Here is an 18,545-nt window from a genome sequence, read left to right as displayed (position 1 = left end):
GGGAGAGGTCCTCACATCTGCACCTCGGGCACGGCCGATCCTGGCCGGTTGAATCCGGGTGAGTAAGTTGTTTGTCGGGGAACAAGAGACTGGTGCGCAGGAGAGGCACGAAAGCCTCTCCTGCCAAAGGGGTTACTTCGCTTCCGACTTTCCGTCATAGCGAGACTGCCATTCCTTCAGGATTGCCGCGCGATTGTTGGCGGCAAACTCAAAATCATTTTCGATCATTGCATCCAGAAGACCGTCTGGGAAGTGCTCAACCGGTTTCGCAACGCCCGGATAGGCCACGACGGCATAGCCGGTGTTGTACATCTCGTTGGCCTCTTTGGTGACGGTGAAGTCCACCAGCTTCTGCGCAGCCTCCAGATTTGCGGTACCGGCGACAATTGCGGTGGCTTCCATGTCCCAGCCCACGCCCTCAGAAGGCACGATGATCTCAAGCGGCGCGCCGTCGGCTTTGGATTTTGCTCCGCGGAACGCGAAAGAGATGCCAATCGGGATTTCGCCTGCCGCGGCCAGTTTGCAGGGTTTTGAACCTGAATGGGTGTACCGCGCGATGTTCTCGTGCAGCGCATCCATGTATTCCCAACCACCTTCTTCACCGAACATCTGCAACCAGCTTGACACGTCAAGGAACCCGGTGCCCGATGAATTCGGATTGGGCATGATCACCTGATCTTTGTACATCGGGTCGGTGAGATCCTTCCAGGATGTCGGCGGGGTCAGCCCGGCTTTCTCTGCCTCGACTGTATTGTAGCAGACGGCAGCAACCCAGGCGTCCATGCCGACCCAGGCAGGGGGGTTGTCGCCATCAACAAATTTTTTGTCCAGCTTTTCCACACCGGCCGGCGCATAAGGTTCCAACATACCTTCTGACTTCAGCAGCAGCAGCGACGTGGCGGCCAGGCCCCAAACAACGTCTGCCTGAGGATTATCACGCTCTGCCAACAATTTCGCCGTAATGATCCCGGTCGAGTCGCGAACCCAATTGATCTTGATATCAGGGTGGCTTTGATTGAACGTTTCGGCGTACCGCGCCAAGTCTTCCGCCTCGACTGCGGTATAAACTGTCAATTCCGTTTCCGATGCCGCAACCGTTGCCGTTAGCGCACCTATAGTCAGAGCTGCGAGAAATGATGCTTTGTGTTTCATTGTGATCCTCTGTTGGTAATTATGTTGTTTTCGCCATTCTTGCGCGGCGTTCGAACTCGATTATTGTGCACCGATTGTTTGACAGCAGTTTGACAGATAAAAACGCCAATAAAAATCGATTATATCTTCGATGTCATAAGCATTACTTATAGATGGAAACCGCCCGTCCCGGTAGATCATTGCGGAACTGGATCAGAACGATCAACAGAACATCAGGGCATGTAAAAGGCGCTGAATTCTTCAGACTTTCCTGCGGTGGCGCAAAACGCTCAACGTGTCATCGCAAGCAGTCCTATCCCGATCGCGACAATGATCGCTGCAAGAAGCCTGTTGGACTTTGGCCCCTCGCCGAACCACATCACACCAATAAGCGACGCAAAGATAACCGAACTTTCCCTAAGCGCGGATACCACGCCCAAGGGCGCAATGGTCTTGGCATACAGCACCAGCCCATACGCCAGGCCAGAGATGACGCCGCCTGTCAGGCCCGCCCAGACATAACGCCTGGGCAGTGCGACGAAACGCTGCCATCTGGTCGCGAAGATAAACCCGGCAACAAGTATTTCGGCAACGAACAATGCCGCAATGTATCCCAGTACGTTCCCGGACAGCCGGATACCAATACCATCCACAATCGAATAGGACGCTATCATCAGGCCCGTGCCAAACGCCGCCGCCACGGCAACCCAGCTTGTGTTTCGGCCCAGCCCGGCCAGGGACAGGCACCCAATCCCAGCCGAGATGCAGACAATGCCGACCCACGCGATCGGCGGCAGAAACTCACCCGCGAAAAGAATGGCACCCACCGTGACCAGGATTGGCGTCATCCCGCGTGAGATCGGGTACACCACCGACAGATCCCCATGCTTGTACGCGGTGTTGAGAAACCAATAGTACCCCCAGTGGATCAGGGTCGAGCCGATGATGAAGGGGAACGCCGCCCAAACCGGCAAGCCGATAAAAGGCAACGCAATCAGCGCAGGCACGGCATGGCCAAGCGCCACCAACCCCAAAACAACCGCTTTGTCGGGCGCGCCTTTGACAACCGCATTCCAGAGCGCGTGCAACACGGCTGCGGTCAATACGATGAGAACTGCCTGTATTGTCATTGTGGCCCGACGAATTGAGCTGAAAACTTGTCTTGCGTCACAATTCGGCTTTCAGAGCGCTTTTTGCGCGCGCATGCAGCGGCTCGACCAAAGCTTGACCTGTATTGCGGCGGCAACGGTTTAGGGGGCTCAAACCCGCTGGGCAATGCAACCCCGGCGAGCGGCGGATCAGGTTGGTCATCGCGGGCTGGCTGCACAACTGGCCAACCAGACCAGCCGCACACCATGTGATGCCACGGCTCAGTTGCCCATGCTCAAAAAGCAGCACGTCGCGATGCCCCTTTCCGGTCTGATGATACGCAACCGCGCAGCCAATGATGCCGCCTCCGACAATGACATGTCGCGCAGCGTGGAAGTCTGGTATCAGCCATCGGCTCGCTCCGTACTCAGGGATTCGGATTTCCCTTCACCCTATTTGCACTTTGCAAATATTGGCAATTGCTTTCCTGTTTTTGCGTTATGCCTTCACAATATCCACGGGTTGGCTTTGCAGCGCGCCAGCTATGCTGTCTGGCAACTCCTCATCCACCACCAATGTCGCTTTCACCGGCAGCGGTTTCATCACGATCGGACCAACCACGTCGAACTTGCTGCCATCAGCCAGGATCAGCGGCCGCTGCGCCCGCTGCATCATCATATGACGCAGGTTGGCGCCTTCCAGCGAGAAGTCCGTAAACAATGCCCGAGAGCTCACACCGCCGACCCCGATCAACGCATATTCCGCATTGTATCGCGACAGGTGGTCGAGCGTGTCCAAACCCAATGCGGCATTCACTGAAAAATCCAGCCGCCCGCCCAGCAGCGTGACTTCGGCGGCCGCCGACGCCAACACGGATGCAATCGTCAAATCATTGGTATATATGGTAAGGTTTTGCCGCACAGCCGCCAGAGCCTGCGCCGCCGCCACTGTCGTTGACCCACTGTCGATTATCACGCTGGCCCCGTCCGGGATCACGCTTGCCACATAGGCTCCGATCCGCTCTTTGCCTTGCGGATTGGTTTGAGCCCGGTCGGCCATCGGAGGTTCCCGCCTGCGAATACTGGTCGCGCCGCCCCGCACCTGATGAAGCTTGTTCTCCAGCGCCAACTGTTCAATATCCTTGCGCACGGTTTCCCGGGATACACCAAGCCGTTCAGTCAGCGAGCGGATCGAGACCGCAGGCTGGCGCGAGACTTCTTCCAGTATGATGGCGTGGCGTTCGGGTGCGAGCATTGGCCGGCCCTTTGGTTTCGGACTGCACGAATATGCCAAAATTTGCAAACAGGGTACAGCCCAAACACCCGATCAGGCACGCGTTGCCATGGCGCAGCGGTGACGTCCTCACACCAATGGCCCAGAGCGGTCAATGGACCCTGCCACCGGGCACGCAGTGACTACGCCGGGTAGATGGGGAACGATTTGCACAACGCGGCGACCGAAGCTTTGCAGCGCAGAATGGTCGCGCCGGTATCATCCCCGGCCTCAGCTTCGATCAAATCCGCAATGACGTTTGCCAACTGGTCGAACTCGGCCTCTTTCATTCCGCGGGTCGTTGCCGCGCTCACGCCCAGGCGCAATCCAACCCATTCTGGCGGTCGCGTGCTGTCATTGGGGATCGCGTTTTTGTTGGTCGTAATATTGGCCTTTTCCAGAACGACCTCGGCGCGTTTGCCTGTGATACCCTTGGGGCTGAGGTCCACGAGCACCAGATGCGTGTCAGTACCTCCGGACACGATACGCAACCCCCGGGACTGCAAGGTTTCTGCAAGTTTGGCGGCGTTGGCTTTGACCTGCGCTCCGTAGTCCTTGAATTCATCCGTAAGCGCTTCGGCGAGGCAAACCGCCTTGGCCGCCAGAACCTGGCTATGGATCGAGCCCTGAACGCCGGGGAAAACCGCAGATTGCAGCGTCTTGAACCAGTCCTTGTTGTTGGTGAGGATCAGCCCGCCACGAGGACCACGCAGTGTTTTTGTCGTGGTGCAAGTCACAATGTCCGCATGCGGAAAAGGCGAAGGATGCACGCCCGCGGCGACCAGCCCGGCAATATGAGCCATATCCACGTGAAAATGCGCGCCGACCTTCCTGGCAATTTGTCCCATGCGCTCGAACTCGATTTCGCGCGGATAGGCAGACCCACCCGCAATCAGCAGCTTTGGCTGGATTTCCTCGGCCAGTTTTTCCAGCGCATCGCAGTCAATGACCTCGGATTCGGCATCGACACCATAATGATGCGGTTCGAACCAGCGCCCCGACAGGTTGGCCTTCAGACCGTGACTCAGGTGACCGCCGGCGGCCAGATCCAGCGACAAGACCCTGTCGCCCGGCTTGAGCAGCAGAAAGAAAACAGCAAGGTTCGCCTGGCTGCCGGAATGGGGCTGAACGTTGGCATAGTCGCACCCGAACAGTTCCTTGGCGCGGTCGATTGCCGCCTGCTCGACGACGTCGACGAACTGACCACCCCCGTGGAACCGGTTTCCCGGGTATCCCTCAAGCGTCTTGTTGGTCATCTCATGTCCGAGGGCATCCAACACCGCGCGGCTGACGATGTTTTCGGACGCGATCAGCTCAATTTGATGCTGCTGACGCTTTTTCTCGTTTGCAAGAGCTTCTGCGACCACGGGGTCGGTCATCCCGACTGAGTTTTCAAAGTGCCGCGACATCCGGGCTCCTCCGATGCGATTACGTTTTCTCCAGAATTCCAGAGTTCCACTGGCCGAAGCAAATCAGTATTGCTATTTATTTGCCGCAGAAAAACTAAGGCTCAAGTGATGTCACTTTCTCCTCGTCGCCCGAAAGGTCCACATCTCAATGCCCTCCGAGCATTTGAAGCAGCGGCTCGGCTGGGCAGTTTTGCTGCGGCGGCAGACGAGCTATCCGTTACTCCGGGCGCGATAACTCAGCACGTCAAGACCCTGGAAGCCTGGGCCGGCACCCAACTTTTTGTTCGAAATGCCCGAGGGGTTGAGATGACGGCGCTTGCCGAAGAGCTTTTGCCCGGGTTCACCCAGGCGTTTGATCAATTGGGAATGGCCGTGCAGGAACTTCGAAGCAAGGCCTTGCCTCGGAAGGTCAAAGTTGCTGCGTTGCCATCGATCGCGCAGTTGTGGCTGGCCCCGCGGCTTGGAACGCTTAGGCGAATTGCCCCGGATTTGTCCGTGTCTGTCGTGGCCCTTGAAACGCCGCCAAACCTTGCGCGCGAACCATTTGACATGACTTTGTTTTTTTCCGGTGAACCGATCGGCATCAACGAAATCAAAATTGCCGAAGATGTGATTTTCCCGGTTTGCGCCCCTTCGGTCGCGAACAGATTGAATTCTGTCTCGGATCTTTCGAAGGAAACGCTTCTCCATGACGGGGCATGGGCAGATGATTGGGACAATTGGCTGAACAGCCAACCAGATGGCCCACGTGTACCGAAGACGGGAACCGTGCACTCGTTGTATTCCGTCGCGCTGGAGGAGGCGCGTCATGGCGGCGGCGTGTTGATGGCGCACGAAGTTCTGGTTCAGAACTTGCTGGACAATGGCGACCTGGTTCGCCCGTTTTCGGCCTCGTTGAAGCTGCCCCGCGCAATGGTAGCCAAATTCACACCCTCATTCAGCAGATCCCCCGCCTTCAAAGAGTTCAGATCGTTTTTGCTGAACGCAAACTGAAGAGCGGTGCCCGCAAAACGGGTTGTTCCCGCCAATCAGGCCCGCCTTCCCCTGACAGTCTCGGCTGGCCAAATTTGGCGACGGATCCTTCGGGCAATCCCATCAAATCCGTGAACCTTCACATACTTAAGTCGTGGTCCAGCCTCGGACTGGAAGGTTGAGAAACGCGGCCCGACGATGCAAGCTGCTGTCAAGAACCATGGTTCGGGACGGAGGAAGAATGTCAGACGCGCGCCCCTCGGCGGAAACCGATCCTGGTCTCGCCGTACGCGACCTGAGCTTTCATTATGGCGCCAAGACGGCTTTGGATGCTGTCTCTTTTGACGTGTCGGCGGGGACGTTCTGCGGTCTGCTCGGTCCGAATGGGGCCGGGAAATCGACACTGGTGTCGTTGCTCACGCGATTGCTTGTGGCGCCGGACGGTGAAATCACGGTCGCAGGCCATGATCTGCGCCAATCCCCGCGCAAGGCGCTGGCAAAGCTTGGCGTGGTCTTTCAGCAACCGACACTGGATCTGGGTTTGACGGTGCGCCAGAACATGACCTATTTCGCAGCTCTGCATGGGCTACCACGATCCGAAGTCCCTGGCCGTATCGACGCGGCGCTGGATCGGCTGAACATGCGGGAACGTGCCGGGGAACGTGTACGCGATCTCAATGGCGGTCATCGCCGCCGGATGGAGCTGGCGCGTGCCCTGCTGCACGACCCTTCGGTGTTGCTGTTGGACGAGCCGACCGTTGGGCTTGATGCCGCGGCACGGCACGCGATAACCGACCATGTGCACGACCTGGCGGAACAGGGGCTGTGCATCTTGTGGGCCACGCATCTGACAGATGAAATGCGCGACGACGACCAGCTGCTGGTTCTTCATCGCGGTCAGATTCTTGCCAGTGGGCAGGTGGGCCGCCTGCGGGGGGATCAAAAATTGTCCGATTGGTTCCTGTCCCGAACCGAGGTCCCGACATGAACGGTTTCCTGGGAGTCGCCCGCGCCATCATCGGACGCGAGTTTCTGCGTTTCATCCATCAACGCGAACGATTTCTCGCAGCTCTGGTCCGGCCAATGGTCTGGCTTTTGATCTTCGCAGCAGGGTTTCGTGCGGCCCTCGGCCTGTCGATCATTCCACCCTATCAGACCTATATCACTTACGAGACCTATATCGTCCCCGGCCTGTGCGCGATGGTTCTGTTGTTCAATGGGATGCAAAGCTCGCTCAGCCTTGTCTATGACCGCGAGATGGGCTCGATGCGCCTGCTGCTGACCAGCTCGTTCCCACGCTGGTGGCTGTTGTTCTGCCGTCTGCTGGGATCAACCGCGATATCCATCCTGCAAGTCTATACGTTTCTCGCACTGGCCGCTTTGTTCGGCATAGTCCTGCCGTTGCCCGGATATGTCGCTGTTCTTCCGGGATTGGTTCTGGGCGGTCTGATGCTGGGCGCGCTGGGGTTGGTGCTGTCCAGTTTCATCAGGCAGCTGGAGAATTTCGCCGGGGTGATGAACTTTGTCATCTTCCCGATGTTCTTCCTGTCCTCCGCCCTCTATCCGCTGTGGAAAATGGCAGAAAGCTCGCCGTTGCTGCGTGATATCTGTGCGCTCAATCCTTTCACGCATGTGGTCGAGTTGATCCGGTTTCTGCTTTACTTGCAGATCAACTGGTGGGCCCTGCTGTGGGTTCTGGCGTCAACCGCGATACTGAGTGCGATCGCCGTTTGGGGGTATGATCCGGCCCGGGGCCTGATGAGGCGGAAATCATGACGGCCGCGCCTCAAAGCGCAAAGCGCAGTCTGCTTCTGAAAACCCGGTTGGGCCTTGGCGCCGTGGTGCTTGGATCCGGCACGCTGCTGGCGGCCGCGACCCTGTATTTCGGGATGCAGAACGTCGCCAGCCGTCTGGAAACCGCGCTGGCGTCTGAAACCCGTATGGCACGCTATGCCGCTCTGTCGACCCAGGCCGCCACATTCCTTGTGATCGCAACCGAGTCGATACAGACCGGCCAAACAGTCGAATCTCGACTTGATCGCCTGTCCCCGATCCGAGACCAGATTGCGACAACGTTTCTACAGCTTCGCTCTGATGTGGAAGATGCCGTGGCCGCGGTTCAGTCCCTGGGGCTGGACGAACAATCGCGTTACGGAACCCAATCCCTGGGTCTGGCCAGAATGGAGGCGCTGCTGGCCAGCACGCTGGAAGGGCTAGCCGACGCAGAAGCCGATCAGGCCCAGCTGCGCGCCTATGTCGACTCGTTTGCGTCGGCGTTTGATCCTCTGCTCAGCCAGGCGGTGAATACCGAGGTTCTGTTTCGAAATTCCGTATTGGCCGGGATCGAAAGGACCCGCTGGGTTCTGACCTGGGTGGCACTGACACTGGCACTGTTTGCCTTGCTCAGCACGGCGTGGTTCTACTTTGGTCTGGTGCGGCCGCAGTTCTCTCGTCTGGATCGGCTGCGCAATGCGGCGGTTCAGGTCGGCCAATCCGAATTCGCAGTTTCTCTGCCGCAAACCCGCAATGACGAGATCGGCCAGTTATATGGCGAGACCAACCGAATGGCGGCTGCATTGAGAAAACGCCAGGCCGAGGTTGACGCAGAATGGACCCGGTTGAACGAGACCATTGCCCAGCGAACCCGGGAACTGAGCGCTGCAAATGAATCCCTGTCCAAGATCGACGAAAACCGGCGCCGCTTTTTTGCTGATGTCAGCCACGAACTGCGCACACCGCTGACCGTCATCATGATGGAAGCTCAGATAGGCCAGAGGGATATTCAGACCGCACCAGAGACGTTGGCAACGATCGAAAGCAGCGCCGCAAAACTGAACCAGAGAATCGATGATTTGCTGCGCGTCGCCCGATCCGAAACCGGTGAGCTGGCTCTGGAACCAACCAAAGTTGCACTATGCGATCTGATGCAAACAGTTGTGAGCGACATTCAACCTGAAATCGACGGCGCCGACATGCAGCTTGAAACGGGCGACTTCCCGGATTGTGCGTTACACTGTGACCTGAACTGGATACGTCAGGTCCTGCTCAGTCTGATACGCAACGCGATCCGACATGCGCGGGACGGGAAGGCGTTGCTGCTGTCGGGTCAATCGGTTGACGGTGACGTTCAAATACAGCTGACGGATAACGGCCCCGGAATTCCCCACGGCGCCCAAACCCGGATCTTCGAGCGGTTTGTTCAGGGAGGGACGGCAAACAGTCAGGGTTTCGGTGTCGGGCTGGCGCTGGCCAGGTGGGTCGTCGAGGCCCATGAAGGAACCATTTCGGTTACAAGCCCGGTTCCACGAGAAAACGCCCTGGGGTCAAATGCCGGTACAAATGTCTGCATTCGATTACCGCTGGCAGAGGCATAGAAAATGGTCTCCAGACTGCTGATCATAGATGACGACCCCAGAATCACGTCGGCCCTTGTCCGGGGCCTTTCGCTGCACGGCTACTCAGCCGAGGCTGAAAACCGCGCCGACCAAGGGTTGGAGCGGTTGAAAAGTGGTGCATTCTCAGGTGCGATTGTAGATGTGATGCTGGGAACGGATAGCGGTGTCGAACTGGTCCGGGCCGCGCGCCGTGCCGGGGTCGGAATCCCGATCCTGATGTTGTCGGCCCTCTCTGATGTCGATCACCGCGCCGCCGGGCTGGAAGCCGGGGCCGATGATTATGTCGTGAAGCCGTTCAGCTTTGATGAGCTTGTCGCCCGGTTGCAAGTACAGGAACAACGCGTGCTCTCTCAGCGCCCGGACCCCGCGCGCCTGTCGTCGCGGGACAGAACACTTTCAATCCGCGAGACAAGCATTGCTCTCACCGAACGTGAATTCGAACTGCTCACGCTGCTCAACAGCAAGGCCGGATCGCCAATATCCCGAGGAGAGCTGTTTGACACGCTCTGGTCACAGGACGGGTCCAGTAACGAAAACGTGGTGGACGTCTACATCGGATATCTGAGAAAGAAATTGGGATTGGATGATTTTGGGTTTGAAATCAAAACCATACGCAACCAGGGGTTTTGCATACAGGGGGTCGCCCCGTTGTCGGATGACACCTGAGTACCGACCAAAGTCTAATTCATACTTATTAATTAAGAGTCGCGCCAACCGGCAAGTCCTGCCACATTGAATATCAGCACACCCCAGGAGGAGGACCCTGATATGGCTTGGAACAGACCTGTTATTCGCGAAATCGAATGCGGCATGGAAATCAACATGTACGGCCCCGATCATGACGATGAGCGCGGTGGCGGCCTGATCTGATCAGCCGCAGGCGCCAACAAAAGATGACGTTGCGCGCAATAATACTTGGGGCCGCTGCTGGCGGCGGCCTTCCGCAATGGAATTGCGGATGTGAAAACTGCAATCTGGCCCGAAGCGGACATATTCCGGCGCAGACGCAATCATCACTCGCGGTGTCACCCGATGGCCACAACTGGGCCATCCTGAACGCTTCCCCGGATATTCGAACGCAGCTTGGCAAAACGCACGTCCTGTATCCGACCGGGTTACGAGAGGTGCCGATTCAATCGGTGCTGGTGACGAATGGCGACATAGACCATGTGGCTGGCTTGCTGACGCTGCGCGAGATGCAGCCATTTACGCTGTTTGCAACCCAAAGCATTCAGGATGTTCTTGCGCAGAACCCGATATTCGACGCCTTGAACGCCTCGGTCGTGACACGTGCGCCGATCTCGTTGAATCAGACGTTCGATCTGGTTCCCGGCTTGCAGGCAACTTTGTTCCCGGTGCCCGGCAAAGTGCCTCTGTATCTTGAAGGGGAACATGTCGAAACCGAATTGGTTGGCGAACAAACCGTCGGGGTGGCACTGAGCGCGCAGGGGAAGACGGCATATTACATACCGGGCTGTGCCGCATTGACGCCCGAGTTGCGCGCCCGCCTTGACGAGGCCGATCTATTGTTTTTCGACGGCACGCTTTGGCACGACACGGAAATGGTGCAGGCCGGGCTGGGTCAGAAAACGGGCAAGCGCATGGGCCATATGTCGATGGACGGCCCCGATGGATCGATCGCAGGTTTCGCCGATATGCAAATCGGCCGGAAAGTGTTCATCCACATGAACAACACCAATCCGGTTCTGCGCCCCGACAGCGCCGAGAACGCTCGGGCACGGGCCAAAGGCTGGACGATAGGCCAGGATGGCATGGAGATAACGCTATGACCCAAAGCCGCGAAGAGTTCGAGGCCCGGCTTCGTCAGATCGGAGCCGAGCGTTACCACGACCTGCATCCGTTTCATCATCGCCTGCACGGTGGTCAATGCACGCCTGACGAAGTGCGGGCCTGGGTGATCAACCGCTACTATTATCAGCATTCCATCCCGATGAAGGACGCCGCCTTCATGTCGCGTGTAGAAGATCCTGCGCTGCGCCGAGCCTGGCGGTCCCGGATCGAAGATCATGACGGCACGGAAGACAACGAAGGTGGTATCCGGCGCTGGTTGCGGCTGGCCGAAGCGGTCGGCCTGGATCCGGACTATGTCGCCTCATGTGACGGCGTGTTGCCTGCCACCAGATTTGCGGTGGATGCTTACGTGCGATACGTCCGCGAAAAGTCGTTGCTGGAAGCGGTTGCGGCCTCACTCACTGAACTGTTTGCTCCCAAGATTCACGCCAACAGGATCGAAGGCCTGCTTCGGCATTACGATTTTGCGGATGACAGCTCACTTGCCTATTTCCGCAACCGCCTGAAAGAAGCCCCCAAGGATGTGGCCTTTGGTCTGGCATGGGTATTGGATCATGCCGACACCGCAGAAAAACAGGACGCGGCAGCCAAGGCACTGATATTCAAGACCGATGTCCTCTGGTCGCAGCTGGATGCCCTGTGGGGCGCCTATGTCGAACCTGCCCGAATTCCGCCGGGGGCGTGGAAGCCGGACACCGGTTTACGGATGCGGCAGGCATCGTGATGTTGGCGCAGCAGGTCCCCTTGCTTCCACGTGGTGTCCGCATCCAGTACGATTCCGTGCGGGAACAATGGGTACTGCTGGCACCTGAACGGGCGGTGACGTTGGATCAGATCGGACATGCAATTCTGAGCGAAGTAGACGGCCAACGCAGCTTTGGTCAGATCACCGCAAGCCTGTCCAGGAAATACAACGCCCCGGAAGAACAGATTGTCGAAGACAGCTCGGGGTTTCTGGATGCCCTTCGGGTGCGTCGTTTTCTGGATGTCGTCTGATGCAGGTAAAACCCCCTCCCCCAATTGCCATGCTGGCCGAGCTGACGCATCGATGCCCATTGTCCTGCCCTTATTGCTCCAACCCAGTCGAAATGGCCAAACTCGACAGTGAAATGGATACTGAAACATGGGCACGTATTTTCAAGGAGGCGGCGGCGCTTGGTGTCTTGCAATTGCATCTGTCAGGTGGAGAGCCCGCATCCCGCCGCGATCTGGTTGCGCTGGTCAATGCCGCGCGTGAGGCCGGGTTGTATACCAACCTGATCACGTCGGCGATCGGCCTATCCGAGCGACGCCTGCATGAACTGGACGACGTCGGCCTGGACCATATCCAGCTTTCTCTTCAGGGCACTGACGCCGCGATGGCGGATAAGGTAGGCGGCTATCGGGGTGGGTTTGACCGCAAGATGAAAACGGTCGAATGGATCAAGAAGATCGGGTTTCCGCTGACCCTGAACTTCGTGCTGCACCGTCGCAATGCCCACCAACTGCCGCGGGCGCTGGAACTGGCGCGCGAAATGGGAGCACGACGGATCGAGGTTGCAACGGTACAGTTCCACGGCTGGGCCTTGCGGAACAGGGATGCCTTGATGCCGACGCGGGAACAGGCGCAACAGGTGACGCGACAGGTGACCGAGGCCAGGAAAGACCTCAAGGGGCAACTGGTCATTGATTACGTCCCGGCGGACTATCATGATGACTATCCCAAGCGATGCATGGGCGGTTGGGGCACAACCGGGCTGAACGTGGCGCCAGACGGTCAGGTTCTGCCTTGCCATGCGGCACAGTCCATCCCGCATCTGACATTTGACCGGGTACAGGACACACCGCTTGCGGATATCTGGTTCCATGGCAGCGCGTTCAATGCCTATCGCGGCACGGATTGGATGTCGGACCCGTGCAAAACCTGCGAACGCAAAACCATTGATTTTGGCGGCTGCCGCTGTCAGGCCATGGCCGTTATCGGAGACGCAGGCGCCACCGATCCGGTTTGCATCAAATCACCCCATCATCAGACCCTGCAAAACCAGGCAAACGAACATGCCGCCAAAGCGGATGCGCCCTTCATATATCGAACCGCACCCGGTGCCGCGAGAGAGCCTGCGGAATGACCCTAACCCAGAACGGCCCCGTCTGGCCCGGCTACCAGGTTCAGGATCCGGTCGGAAAGACGCTGTGCTTCGGGTTTGGAATGCGTCACGAACAGGGTCGCCGGGCGATGCCGCGCGATGAGGTCCTCGGTCAGGGTCAGCATCGTCTCGGCCGTTTCGGAATCCAGTGATACAAAGGGCTCGTCCATAATCAGAAACTCGGGCTTCCCGGCAAAGGCGCGCGCCAGAGAAAGCCGGCGCTGCTGACCCAGTGACAACTGGCCGGGAAACAAATTTCCCTTTCCGTCCAAACCCACGTCAGTCAGCGCGGCGTCGGCCTCAGCCTGCGACAGGTCGCCATGAATCAGGGTCAGATTGTCGATAGCCGAACGCCATGGCAGCAAAGTGGGTTCCTGAAACACAATGGCCAGTCGATCCGGCCGCACGATCTGGCCTTCGAAATCCGGGTCAATGCCTACCACCAATCGCAGCAGCGTCGTCTTTCCAATGCCCGATGGACCGGTCAGCGCGACCGTTTCCCCGGCGGCGATGTCAAATGCAATGGGGCCCAGGACGGCGTGGTGTTCAAAGCGCTTCTTCCGGATGTCAATTCGGATCATGCAGTTCTCCACCGTCGAGCGTTCCGCTCCAAGGGTTGAAGAACCAGCCATTCGACAACCAGCATGACGGCAATGAACGAAAACGCATAGACCAGCACCATTGCCACATCAAACAGCTGAAAATACAAGTGGATTTGAAACCCGACTCCGGATGAGCGCCCAAGAAACTCGACCACGAGCACGATCTTCCAGATCAAAGAAAGCCCGGACCGTGCAGCAGCAGCGATAAACGGCGCAAGCTGCGGCAGGATCACATGGCGCTGTCGTGTTTGCCACGGCATCCGGTAGACCCGTGCCAACGCATCCAGATCCGGGCTCAGCGCCCGGCCGCCCTCTCGGAGGATCGTCGCGACATTGGGAATTTTGTTCAGCGTCACCGCGGTGATCGCCGCAGCCTCGGTCAGCCCGATCCAGAGATAGCACAGCACGATCAGAACCAACGCGGGCAGGTTCAGGAAGATAACCAGCCATGGATCAAGCCAGCGGTTCAGCGCATCCGACCGCCCCATGGCCAGGCCAATGATCGTTCCCAATGTCATCGCCAGCACGAAGGCCCAGATCACACGTAACAGTGTCGCACCAAGGCTGCGCAGCAATTCGCCTGACGCAAGTTCTTGCTGAAACCGGGGGATCAGGTCCCAGGGTTGCGGCAGAATCTGAGGGTCTGCGGTCAGCGACGCCGCAACAATCCACAGCGCCACAAGGCCTGCGATGGACAAAAGCGGCGTGAGGCGCGCGTTTTGCATCTGATCCTATTCCACGTCAGCAAAAAGACCCTGTGGCACTGTCGTCGCAGCGCCCACCAGCTCAGCCCCGCCCAATTCGGCCATAAGTTCCAGAATCTTGTTGGCCGCGACCGCATCCACCGGGCGACGATCGGGAATACCGGCGATCCAATCGAGCCTGAGTTGTTCAAACTGTGCATCAGACTTGACGCTCATCCGCGGTCTGATCGCCTCCCATGCCTCGGGCGAATTGGCCAGCAGGTCCTTGGCGTCGCGGCTGGCGGCAAACAGGCTTTGCGCAAGGTCGGGGTGTTCGTTCAGAAAACTCTCTTTAAGGTAATAACCCAGCAGGGGTGTATTTGTGTCGAGCCCCAAAGCCTGCCCGGCTTCCTCAACCGAGATCAGCTCTTTCATGCCGGACGCTTTCATCTTGGCCAGGAAATGCCAGAAATTGATTGCCCCGGCATAGTCGCCGTTCAAAGCAGATTTGAAGATCAGCGGGGGCGCACCGAACACCTGTTCGGTGTCGGCTTTCAAGTCCATCCCGTATTCTTTTGCTGCATAGGCGCGCAAAATCAGCCAGGATTTATCCAGCGGACCACCCGCGATGCCGATCTTGCCACCCGCCAAATCCTTCAAACTGGTTGCCGGGCTGTCAGCGGGCACAACCACGCCGCCCACGGCTTTGGAATAAGGGATGAACACATAGTCCTTGCCGGCAGCCCTTTGACGAGCAACCCAAATCCAGTCGGCAACCGCCAAATCAGCCTCATCCCCCTCGACCGCGATACGCGTTGCGCCATTGTCGGCAAATGGTTGAACATCAAGGACAAAGCCATGTTTCCGATCCAAGCCGTTCCGGCGAATGGTCTCCAGTTCCCAATTCACCGTTCCGATCTTGAGTACGGCCGCGCGAATGGTCGGCAGGGTCTCGGCTGCCAAAGCCCCCGAACTGAGTGCAAGTGCAAGGCAGGCGGCAAGAAGTTTGGTCATGACCCGATCCCTTTTATTCGCTATTCCGCCTTTCGGCTGACTTCATTCAAATCCTTGTCCAGCTTGATATCGAACTGGTTGCCGCCCTTGCAGATGACGTCATCCAGATCATAGCCATCGTCTTCAACCTCGATATCATCCGGGTCCATCTGGCACTCGACAGAGGCAAGATAGGCTTCGATCTTTTCCACCGTTTCCGCGTCAATGTCGTCGGCGAAAGCCGGGGCCGCGAGAAGCCCGACGGTTATCAAAATTCCCATATTTTTCATGTACCTATCCCTTCTCTATTGAATACTAACCGTGATGCGTTGCGTTTCGCCGGTGGACCCGGGGATGCGAATTTCATGACTGCCGGGTTTGATTGCGATGAACGACAATTCAGCCACGCCGGCCTTGTCAAACTCGATGCTGTCCACCGCCATCGGACGGATCTCGATCTTGTTGATCACGATCTCGTTCATCCAGATCGCGCGAAAGAACGATGGCCCCTCGATGGCCAGTTCCGCTGACCCATCAGCGGTGATCTCAAGCTTGTAATACGCGCCGGATTGCAGAACCACGTCTTCACCCAGCGGTTGCCCCGAAGCAAGCGTCAGCTTGATGGTTTCCCCACGGTTGCATTTCGCCAGAAGCCCGGCAAATCCCAGATCGTCACACAGCGGCGCCGCCGATACTGGCCCACCCAACGCCGCAACCATCGCTGCAATCACTAGTTTCTTCATTCCCGTCCCTCCCAGAACTTCAGTCAATGGTCACCACGCCCCAGGGCTGTTGACCGACCTGTACTGACTTGATGGCTTTCTCTGCGGCCACATCAATGATTGTGATGTCGTTTGAATTACCATTTGTGGTCAGCAGGTATTTTTCGTCCGGCGTGAAATCCAACTGCCAGACCCGCTGCCCCACCAGTATATAGTCCAGAACTTCAAGGCTTTGCGCGTCAACAACGGCGACCCGGTTTGCAGGCCCCAAAGCAACGAACAGGCGTTTGCCGTCCGATGTCACCTTGGCACCAACGGGCTGCAACCATTCCGGCTGCACGCCCGCCACTTCGAAGCTGATCTTGCCGACAACCGTCGGCGTTCCGTCTTCTGCAATGTCCATGACCGTGACGGTTCCACCGATTTCCGATGTCACGAACAGACGCTTTCCATCCGCTGTATACTGGGCATAGCGCGGGCGCTGGTCCACCAGGACATTATGCTTGATGGAATAGTCCTCGGTGGAAATGAAATGCGCCATGTTGGTGGTCTCGGACGTGTTGACCACGAATTTGGCGTCGGGACTCATTCCCATGCCTTCGGGTTCGACACCTACCGGAATTTCGGCCAGAACGGTGCGGGTTTCGGTGTCTGTGACCGTCACCAGATTGTCGTCTTCATTGGCGATATAGAGCCGCTTGCCCGAGGGTTCGAGAATGAAAAGCTCGGGGTCCGGACCAGAGGGCAAACTGGGAAGTTCCTCATAGGTCTGTGTATCAAACACCCGGATGATATTGTCATCCGAGGCACAGACATACAGCGTGCCGCCATCCGGGCTGACGGTGATCCCACGCGGTCGGTTGCCGCCTGGAAATTCGGTGATCACCTCCCAGGTTTCGGTATCAACCACGGTAATGGTGTTGCCCCGCTCGTTCGAGACAAAAGCCTTGCCCGCGAACACGGGACCGGCGGTCAGCGCAGCACAGGCAACGGTCAGCAATAGTCGTTTCATCAATACCTCCGGTTACTCAAATGCGCGACAGCTGGATTCCGCCCGATCCAACCCCATCGTATCGAGCGGCGAGACCTGGTGCAGAAACCCCTCTTGCGGGCTGACGCTGACAGTGATCGACCCGTCATACAGAAGGATCGGCTGACGCAACTGCCCGTTCCAATCGCGGAATGTCACTTTCTGTCCTTTGAATGCGGCAAGTTCGAACTGGTCAGAAAGGGCATAATCCCGCACACTTTCCGGTTCGGCGGTGCTGGCGCGGGTCACGGCCTCGCCGATTACGCGCAGTGCAAGCCAGGCGTTGTAGTCCTCGGGGCGGACATAGCGGCCTGTCAGATCCTCGAAACGGGTCTGGAACTGGGTCGCGCCCCATGCCTCATGCGCGCCGTGAAACGTCGTCGGACGCAAGCCGCCTGAACCCATCACGGGGCGTGGGGTCCAAAGGTGATAGGACAGATACCGCGCGAAATAGTCGGTTTCGTCCGCGGCAATCACGACGTCATGGTCTCGCGCATCTTGCGTGTCCAATGGCAATTGGCGCTGAACAAGAACATGACCGGAATCCGTTCTACGAGATCCCCCGGTATCCGCAAAGGTCCGATCTTCGGCAATCTTCGCGCCGAACTTGTTCGCTGCACGGCGATACGCGTCCGCGAGCTTGACATCCTCGGGGTTGGATCCGGCCAACAGGAACCAGTCGCCCCATTTCTTCCAGACGGCAAACTGAGCAACGGCATCGGCGTTCATGGCGCGGGACGGGGCGATATGAAGCAGGTTGCCCCGGCAGTTTGCGTCGCGAAGATCGACATCAGGCGCGGACACGTTGAAGACAAGCGCCCCGGAATCTGCCGCCTTGTCCGTCAGGCGCAACATGTCCGGTGCCTTGGCCAAAAGGACGATCAGGCGCACGCCTCCGGCAAGGATCTGGGCCATTGCGGCGTCAGCCTCTTCCGGCGGAACGGCCATCGTTATGGTCTCGTAGGTATGTCCCAGAAATCCGCCCGTGGTTCCGTTATCCTCATCCCCAAGCGCCGCACCGGCAAACCCCAGATCGTCCGGTTTCAAATCATAACGCGAGATCGGCAGAAGCGACGGATAGTCGATCCGCAGCACCGCAGCCTTCACATCGAGCGCCGCCGCGGTCATCGCGGATGCACACCAAAGAAGCGCCGCAAGCAGCGGCAGCAGGCGAATGCTCAAGATGTCCTCCCGTTGCCTGAAAGTCAGAGTTCAGGTTGAAATATTCGGGGCATAACGCCCCGAAAAACGGAACCAATACTTTTGGCCGTGTTGTAAAACAAAGCCTATCAGCTTCATCATTAAGCTC

General features: G+C 58.0%; 22 protein-coding genes. 10 read left to right on the top strand and 12 right to left on the bottom strand.

Annotation, left to right across the window (positions count from 1 at the left end; genetic code table 11):
- Positions 1-132 precede the first annotated feature (132 nt).
- From AC2FFD_RS06875 to AC2FFD_RS06855, 5 genes are all read right to left on the bottom strand, one after another.
- The gene (locus tag AC2FFD_RS06875) at positions 133-1,152 is read right to left on the bottom strand and encodes a putative 2-aminoethylphosphonate ABC transporter substrate-binding protein (protein ID WP_425079145.1); all 1,020 of its coding nucleotides are present in this window, start codon (positions 1,150-1,152) and stop codon (positions 133-135) included.
- 269 nt (positions 1,153-1,421) lie between these two features.
- A complete protein-coding gene (locus AC2FFD_RS06870) occupies positions 1,422-2,261 on the bottom strand; it encodes an EamA family transporter (RefSeq protein ID WP_496872623.1) in 840 nt (279 codons plus the stop codon).
- A gap of 37 nt (positions 2,262-2,298) precedes the next feature.
- Positions 2,299-2,595 (bottom strand): FAD-dependent oxidoreductase, encoded by a 297-nt coding sequence (locus AC2FFD_RS06865; protein ID WP_374041637.1) that lies wholly within the window; start codon positions 2,593-2,595, stop codon positions 2,299-2,301.
- Positions 2,596-2,718: 123 nt separating this feature from the next.
- Positions 2,719-3,474, bottom strand: a complete 756-nt coding sequence (locus AC2FFD_RS06860; RefSeq protein WP_496872620.1) for a DeoR/GlpR family DNA-binding transcription regulator — start codon at positions 3,472-3,474, stop codon at positions 2,719-2,721.
- 161 nt (positions 3,475-3,635) lie between these two features.
- On the bottom strand, positions 3,636-4,901 hold the full coding sequence (locus AC2FFD_RS06855; protein WP_170346838.1) for a 2-methylserine hydroxymethyltransferase: 1,266 nt from the start codon (positions 4,899-4,901) through the stop codon (positions 3,636-3,638).
- 108 nt (positions 4,902-5,009) lie between these two features.
- Here AC2FFD_RS06855 and AC2FFD_RS06850 point away from each other — a divergent pair, with 108 nt between their 5' ends.
- The 10 genes from AC2FFD_RS06850 to pqqE all read left to right on the top strand — a co-directional run bounded on the left by AC2FFD_RS06850 (position 5,010) and on the right by pqqE (position 13,188).
- Complete coding sequence (locus tag AC2FFD_RS06850; RefSeq protein ID WP_257601194.1) at positions 5,010-5,894, top strand: LysR family transcriptional regulator; 885 nt, start codon at positions 5,010-5,012, stop codon at positions 5,892-5,894.
- Positions 5,895-6,114: 220 nt separating this feature from the next.
- Positions 6,115-6,861, top strand: coding sequence for an ABC transporter ATP-binding protein (locus AC2FFD_RS06845; RefSeq protein ID WP_425079149.1), 747 nt, complete (start codon positions 6,115-6,117; stop codon positions 6,859-6,861).
- Entirely contained in the window at positions 6,858-7,649 is a 792-nt protein-coding gene (locus AC2FFD_RS06840) for an ABC transporter permease (protein ID WP_425079150.1), read from the top strand. Before AC2FFD_RS06845 ends, AC2FFD_RS06840 begins: the two co-directional genes overlap by 4 nt.
- Positions 7,646-9,247, top strand: coding sequence for a sensor histidine kinase (locus AC2FFD_RS06835; protein WP_496872617.1), 1,602 nt, complete (start codon positions 7,646-7,648; stop codon positions 9,245-9,247). The genes AC2FFD_RS06840 and AC2FFD_RS06835 overlap by 4 nt, the downstream gene beginning before the upstream one ends.
- A gap of 3 nt (positions 9,248-9,250) precedes the next feature.
- Positions 9,251-9,934, top strand: coding sequence for a response regulator transcription factor (locus AC2FFD_RS06830; RefSeq protein ID WP_170346833.1), 684 nt, complete (start codon positions 9,251-9,253; stop codon positions 9,932-9,934).
- A gap of 102 nt (positions 9,935-10,036) precedes the next feature.
- On the top strand, positions 10,037-10,138 hold the full coding sequence (pqqA, locus tag AC2FFD_RS06825) for a pyrroloquinoline quinone precursor peptide PqqA (protein ID WP_117873022.1): 102 nt from the start codon (positions 10,037-10,039) through the stop codon (positions 10,136-10,138).
- A gap of 23 nt (positions 10,139-10,161) precedes the next feature.
- Positions 10,162-11,058, top strand: a complete 897-nt coding sequence (pqqB, locus tag AC2FFD_RS06820) for a pyrroloquinoline quinone biosynthesis protein PqqB (protein WP_496872616.1) — start codon at positions 10,162-10,164, stop codon at positions 11,056-11,058.
- Positions 11,055-11,804, top strand: coding sequence for a pyrroloquinoline-quinone synthase PqqC (gene pqqC, locus AC2FFD_RS06815; RefSeq protein ID WP_480685116.1), 750 nt, complete (start codon positions 11,055-11,057; stop codon positions 11,802-11,804). The genes pqqB and pqqC overlap by 4 nt, the downstream gene beginning before the upstream one ends.
- Positions 11,804-12,076 carry a pyrroloquinoline quinone biosynthesis peptide chaperone PqqD gene (gene pqqD, locus AC2FFD_RS06810; RefSeq protein ID WP_170346830.1) on the top strand — a complete coding sequence of 91 codons (273 nt, stop codon included), beginning with the start codon at positions 11,804-11,806 and terminating at the stop codon, positions 12,074-12,076. Before pqqC ends, pqqD begins: the two co-directional genes overlap by 1 nt.
- Positions 12,076-13,188 carry a pyrroloquinoline quinone biosynthesis protein PqqE gene (pqqE, locus tag AC2FFD_RS06805; RefSeq protein ID WP_496872615.1) on the top strand — a complete coding sequence of 371 codons (1,113 nt, stop codon included), beginning with the start codon at positions 12,076-12,078 and terminating at the stop codon, positions 13,186-13,188. Before pqqD ends, pqqE begins: the two co-directional genes overlap by 1 nt.
- Before the next feature lie 2 nt (positions 13,189-13,190).
- Here the strand turns inward: pqqE and AC2FFD_RS06800 are convergent, their stop codons facing one another.
- From AC2FFD_RS06800 to AC2FFD_RS06770, 7 genes are read right to left on the bottom strand one after another with little or no spacing between them, the layout of a single operon-like run.
- A complete protein-coding gene (locus tag AC2FFD_RS06800; RefSeq protein ID WP_496872613.1) occupies positions 13,191-13,787 on the bottom strand; it encodes an ABC transporter ATP-binding protein in 597 nt (198 codons plus the stop codon).
- Positions 13,784-14,533, bottom strand: a complete 750-nt coding sequence (locus AC2FFD_RS06795) for an ABC transporter permease (RefSeq protein WP_170346827.1) — start codon at positions 14,531-14,533, stop codon at positions 13,784-13,786. Before AC2FFD_RS06795 ends, AC2FFD_RS06800 begins: the two co-directional genes overlap by 4 nt.
- Positions 14,534-14,539: 6 nt before the next feature.
- Positions 14,540-15,505: an ABC transporter substrate-binding protein gene (locus tag AC2FFD_RS06790; protein ID WP_496872610.1), complete on the bottom strand. Its 966-nt coding sequence runs from the start codon at positions 15,503-15,505 to the stop codon at positions 14,540-14,542.
- Between the two features lie 20 nt (positions 15,506-15,525).
- Positions 15,526-15,774 carry a PepSY domain-containing protein gene (locus tag AC2FFD_RS06785; protein WP_257601187.1) on the bottom strand — a complete coding sequence of 83 codons (249 nt, stop codon included), beginning with the start codon at positions 15,772-15,774 and terminating at the stop codon, positions 15,526-15,528.
- Positions 15,775-15,789: 15 nt separating this feature from the next.
- Entirely contained in the window at positions 15,790-16,227 is a 438-nt protein-coding gene (locus AC2FFD_RS06780; protein WP_170346824.1) for a cupredoxin domain-containing protein, read from the bottom strand.
- A gap of 19 nt (positions 16,228-16,246) precedes the next feature.
- Entirely contained in the window at positions 16,247-17,218 is a 972-nt protein-coding gene (locus tag AC2FFD_RS06775; RefSeq protein WP_170346823.1) for a YVTN family beta-propeller repeat protein, read from the bottom strand.
- A 12-nt stretch (positions 17,219-17,230) separates the two neighbouring features.
- Positions 17,231-18,364: an ABC transporter substrate-binding protein gene (locus AC2FFD_RS06770; protein WP_496872748.1), complete on the bottom strand. Its 1,134-nt coding sequence runs from the start codon at positions 18,362-18,364 to the stop codon at positions 17,231-17,233.
- Positions 18,365-18,545: the final 181 nt, after the last annotated feature.

Source organism: Ruegeria sp. YTSC002 (assembly GCF_059609845.1).
Note: the sequence above shows the minus strand (reverse complement) of the source record. Positions and strands in the feature narration are given on the sequence as shown.

Coding starts and splice junctions, on each gene's coding strand:
- AC2FFD_RS06875 (WP_425079145.1), bottom strand. CDS start 1,152: ATGAAACACAAAGCATCATTTCTCGCAGCTCTGACTATAGGTGCGCTA.
- AC2FFD_RS06870 (WP_496872623.1), bottom strand. CDS start 2,261: ATGACAATACAGGCAGTTCTCATCGTATTGACCGCAGCCGTGTTGCAC.
- AC2FFD_RS06860 (WP_496872620.1), bottom strand. CDS start 3,474: ATGCTCGCACCCGAACGCCACGCCATCATACTGGAAGAAGTCTCGCGC.
- AC2FFD_RS06855 (WP_170346838.1), bottom strand. CDS start 4,901: ATGTCGCGGCACTTTGAAAACTCAGTCGGGATGACCGACCCCGTGGTC.
- AC2FFD_RS06850 (WP_257601194.1), top strand. CDS start 5,010: ATGTCACTTTCTCCTCGTCGCCCGAAAGGTCCACATCTCAATGCCCTC.
- AC2FFD_RS06845 (WP_425079149.1), top strand. CDS start 6,115: ATGTCAGACGCGCGCCCCTCGGCGGAAACCGATCCTGGTCTCGCCGTA.
- AC2FFD_RS06840 (WP_425079150.1), top strand. CDS start 6,858: ATGAACGGTTTCCTGGGAGTCGCCCGCGCCATCATCGGACGCGAGTTT.
- AC2FFD_RS06835 (WP_496872617.1), top strand. CDS start 7,646: ATGACGGCCGCGCCTCAAAGCGCAAAGCGCAGTCTGCTTCTGAAAACC.
- AC2FFD_RS06830 (WP_170346833.1), top strand. CDS start 9,251: ATGGTCTCCAGACTGCTGATCATAGATGACGACCCCAGAATCACGTCG.
- pqqA (WP_117873022.1), top strand. CDS start 10,037: ATGGCTTGGAACAGACCTGTTATTCGCGAAATCGAATGCGGCATGGAA.
- pqqB (WP_496872616.1), top strand. CDS start 10,162: ATGACGTTGCGCGCAATAATACTTGGGGCCGCTGCTGGCGGCGGCCTT.
- pqqC (WP_480685116.1), top strand. CDS start 11,055: ATGACCCAAAGCCGCGAAGAGTTCGAGGCCCGGCTTCGTCAGATCGGA.
- pqqD (WP_170346830.1), top strand. CDS start 11,804: ATGTTGGCGCAGCAGGTCCCCTTGCTTCCACGTGGTGTCCGCATCCAG.
- pqqE (WP_496872615.1), top strand. CDS start 12,076: ATGCAGGTAAAACCCCCTCCCCCAATTGCCATGCTGGCCGAGCTGACG.
- AC2FFD_RS06800 (WP_496872613.1), bottom strand. CDS start 13,787: ATGATCCGAATTGACATCCGGAAGAAGCGCTTTGAACACCACGCCGTC.
- AC2FFD_RS06795 (WP_170346827.1), bottom strand. CDS start 14,533: ATGCAAAACGCGCGCCTCACGCCGCTTTTGTCCATCGCAGGCCTTGTG.
- AC2FFD_RS06790 (WP_496872610.1), bottom strand. CDS start 15,505: ATGACCAAACTTCTTGCCGCCTGCCTTGCACTTGCACTCAGTTCGGGG.
- AC2FFD_RS06785 (WP_257601187.1), bottom strand. CDS start 15,774: ATGAAAAATATGGGAATTTTGATAACCGTCGGGCTTCTCGCGGCCCCG.
- AC2FFD_RS06780 (WP_170346824.1), bottom strand. CDS start 16,227: ATGAAGAAACTAGTGATTGCAGCGATGGTTGCGGCGTTGGGTGGGCCA.
- AC2FFD_RS06775 (WP_170346823.1), bottom strand. CDS start 17,218: ATGAAACGACTATTGCTGACCGTTGCCTGTGCTGCGCTGACCGCCGGT.
- AC2FFD_RS06770 (WP_496872748.1), bottom strand. CDS start 18,364: ATGACCGCGGCGGCGCTCGATGTGAAGGCTGCGGTGCTGCGGATCGAC.